This is a genomic window from Clostridium sp. (assembly GCF_032552055.1).
In the GTDB taxonomy this organism is placed as follows: domain Bacteria; phylum Bacillota; class Clostridia; order Clostridiales; family Clostridiaceae; genus Clostridium.
The window spans coordinates 1-3963 of the sequence record NZ_JAWGSV010000281.1 but is presented as its reverse complement, the minus strand read 5'-3'; the positions used below and the strand labels follow the sequence as shown (position 1 = coordinate 3963).

General features: G+C 27.9%; 3 protein-coding genes. All 3 read right to left on the bottom strand.

Annotated elements, in window-relative coordinates:
* Nucleotides 1–169 precede the first annotated feature (169 nt).
* Complete coding sequence (locus E6248_RS14145; RefSeq protein ID WP_316341429.1) at nt 170–925, bottom strand: exodeoxyribonuclease III; 756 nt, start codon at nt 923–925, stop codon at nt 170–172.
* A 67-nt stretch (nt 926–992) separates the two neighbouring features.
* Nucleotides 993–2459 carry a methyl-accepting chemotaxis protein gene (locus E6248_RS14140; protein WP_316341428.1) on the bottom strand — a complete coding sequence of 489 codons (1467 nt, stop codon included), beginning with the start codon at nt 2457–2459 and terminating at the stop codon, nt 993–995.
* 138 nt (nt 2460–2597) lie between these two features.
* A complete protein-coding gene (gene glyA / locus E6248_RS14135; RefSeq protein WP_316341427.1) occupies nt 2598–3833 on the bottom strand; it encodes a serine hydroxymethyltransferase in 1236 nt (411 codons plus the stop codon).
* Nucleotides 3834–3963: the final 130 nt, after the last annotated feature.

Genomic DNA, 3963 nt, shown 5'->3' with positions numbered 1-3963 from the left:
ACTATAATAATGTATATTATTAATTTAACTAATTATATATTGTGCATAGCTTGTTTATATTATTCAACTTAACTTATTATCTAATTACTTAATAAATGATGTAATTATTCCCTTTAACCATATATGTTCCAATAAATAAAGAGCTGCCATAAGACAACTCTTTAATAAATTATAATTCTATTGTTAATTCTACAGGACAATGATCAGATCCTAATACTTCAGTATGGATTTTTGCATCAACTAATTTTTCATCTATTGATTTAGAAGTTACAAAATAGTCAATTCTCCATCCTGCATTCTTTGCTCTTGCACTAAATCTATATGACCACCAAGAATATACTCCTGTTAAATCTGGATAAAAGTATCTAAAAGTATCAGTAAATCCTGCATTTAATAAATCAGTAAATTTACCTCTTTCCTCTTCTGTAAACCCAGCATTTCTAGTATTAGTTTTAGGATTTTTTAAATCTATCTCTTTATGAGCTACATTTAAATCTCCACAGACTATAACAGGCTTTTTCTTATCTAAGTTTACTAAATGTTCTCTAAAAGCATCTTCCCATACCATTCTATAATCTAATCTAGCAAGTTCATTTTTTGAATTTGGAGTATATACAGTTACCATATAGAAATTTTCAAATTCTAAAGTAATTACTCTTCCTTCTTTATCATGCTCTTCTATTCCTAAACCATATGTAACTGATAAAGGTTCTTTCTTAGTGAAAATTGCTGTTCCTGAATATCCTTTTTTCTCAGCATAATTCCAATATTGATGATATCCTTCTAATTGTAAATCAATTTGACCTGCTTGAAGCTTGCTTTCTTGAATGCAAAATATATCTGCATCCATTTCATTAAAGAAATCTAAAAATCCTTTAGTTACACAAGCTCTTATCCCATTAACATTCCACGATATTAACTTCATTTTAAAATTCTCCTTTGCAATGTTGTAAATATAATTTATTATAACATATTTTGAATTTAATATCATTTTAAGAATAAGTATTCATTTTCTTCGCTAGTCCAACAAGTTCATCTAAAGAGTTCTTAGCTTCAGTTACTTCAGCAAATAATATTTCTACAATTGCAGCAGTACTTTGAGAATTAGCTAATGTCTCTTCTGAAATTGAAGCTACATTAGTGATCCCATCTGTTATCTTTGAATTATCGCTATCTATAGCTATTATTTTGTTAGTAACGTTCTTAACAAGTTCCTCCATTTTATTTAATCCATTTGTAAGATTATGAAGTCCACTTGTTGTATTTCGGACTATTTTTTCTTCTTCGTTAATAATATTTGTTACATCATTTATAGATTTAGAAACATTTAAAACTTCGTTTTCTAAATCTCTTATAATATTATTTATTTCATTAGAAGATTCTTTACTTTGCTCTGCAAGTTTTCTTATTTCTTCTGCTACAACTGAAAATCCTCTTCCATACTCACCAGCTCTAGCAGACTCTATTGCTGCATTTAATGCTAAGAGATTTGTTTTCTCTGAAATATCACTTATTATATCAATTATCATAAGTACTTTAGATGTTTTTTCTTTTAGCTCATTTGCTATAATATAAACCTCAGAGTTTTTAGACTTAACATTTTTCGAATTTTTAGCTACATCTTCTATCATTCCAAATATAGTTTCAAAAGTGTCTCTACTTTCTTTAAACTTTAGTTCCATTTCCTTAGAATTATTAACTGCACTTTCAATATCTAATCTTATATTGCTAGAAGCCTTATTTTGCTCTTCAATATTTGAAGTTGTAACTTCACATCCATTTAGTATTTCTAAAATAGCACTACTAATATTACTAGAAGATGATTCTATTGTATTAAAAGTACCAGAAATTGAAGTAGTATTCTTATTTAATAGTTCTATTGCATCTCTAATTTCATTTAATATTTTTTCTTGTTCTTTAACCATATTAGAACTTTTTCTTCTTTCTAAATCTGCCTCTTCTCTCATTCTATTAGATATCTTTGTTATTATATAAGCCATAATATAAAACATAAAAATACAAACTATTTCAAGAATAATATTTTCTCTCATACTAGGATTTTTTATATTTATAACTACCCAAATTATATTAAATATAGCAGCCCCAACTATTGGAGCAATCATAAATTTATGTTCTAAATAAATCATGCATATAACTATAAGTGGTACAATTGCTATTGGTGCAACCATTAAGTTTGACTTAAATAATAAAATTGCATATACAATTGCATACGGTGTTCCAATTATATGCCTAATTTTAATATTTTCTTTATTTTTGAAATAAAATACTAGCATAATAGCTGTAAATATAAATATTATACCAAGAGCTATTAATGCAAAATTCTTATCAATTATATTACTCCCTATCATAAATAGTAATCCTAATGAGTATGTAATTGTAAGGGCTGTTGTTGCTATAACAAATCCTCTATTGGTTTGCCTCGTCACATTGTTTCTCAAATTCTTTTCCCCCTTAATTTTCTTCTATTGTATTCTCGTATTATCCATATCTTCCTTTACATTTTTTTATAAGAAAGAAAAAAAGTAGAAATATGAATTAATTTACAATACATATTTCTACTAATTTCATTTGCATTTTTAATTATATAAAGGATGCTTATCACATAATGACTTAACTCTTCCCTTTAACTCTTCTATATTAGGGTTTTCTACTGAAAGAGTATCGTTAATTATTGATGCTATTTCCTTCATATCATCTTCATTAAATCCTCTAGTAGATACAGCTGCTGTACCTATTCTTATACCTGAAGTTACAAATGGACTCTTAGTTTCATTCGGAACAGTGTTTTTATTAACAGTAATTCCTATTGAATCTAATATTATTTCTGCATCCTTACCTGTAACATTCTTATTATTTAAGTCAACAAGAATTAAATGATTATCTGTACCACCTGACACTATTTTAAAGCCATAGTTTATTAATTCATTAGCTAGTACGCTACAGTTATTAACAACAGTCTTAATATATTCCTTATAACTTGGATCTAAAGCTTCTTTAAAACATACTGCTTTAGCTGCAATTGTATGTATTAATGGTCCTCCTTGAATTCCAGGGAAGATAGTCTTATCTATTTGCTTTGCATATTTTTCTTTGCAAAGTATTAATCCACCTCTAGGTCCTCTTAAAGTTTTATGAGTAGTTGATGTAACAAAATCTGCATATGGAACTGGTGATGGATGTTCTCCTGCAGCTATTAATCCTGCAATATGAGCCATATCTACCATGAAATATGCTCCAACTTCATCACAAATATCTCTAAAAGCTTTAAAATCAATTATTCTTGAATAAGCACTTGCACCAGCAACAATAAGCTTTGGTCTATGCTTTAAAGCTAATTCTCTTACTACATCATAATTTATAGTTTCAGTTTCCTTATCTACTCCATAAGATACAAAGTTATATAACTTACCAGAAAAGTTAACTGGTGAACCATGAGTTAAATGACCTCCATGGCTTAAGTCCATCCCTAAAACAGTATCTCCTGTTTCAAGAACTGAAAGATATACTGCCATATTTGCTTGTGAACCTGAGTGAGGTTGAACATTAGCATGTTCAGCTCCAAATAGTTCCTTAGCTCTATTTCTAGCTATATTCTCAACTTCGTCTACAACATGGCATCCACCATAATATCTCTTGTTTGGATACCCTTCTGCATACTTATTAGTAAGGAAAGAGCCCATAGCCTCCATTACTGCTTTAGAAGCAAAGTTTTCAGATGCAATTAATTCAATTCCATCCTGCTGTCTTTTTAGCTCCTTTTCAATTAAATCACTAATCGCCTTATCTTCTTTTGAAAGATTTTCAAAATTCATTTTATCACCCCAAATTAATATTTTTTAAAATTACTTTTGAGTAAATTATAAGTTTATTTCCAAGAATAATCAATTGATATTTGTAATTATTTAATTTTTATTGATATTATTTAATAAATAGATTATTAAA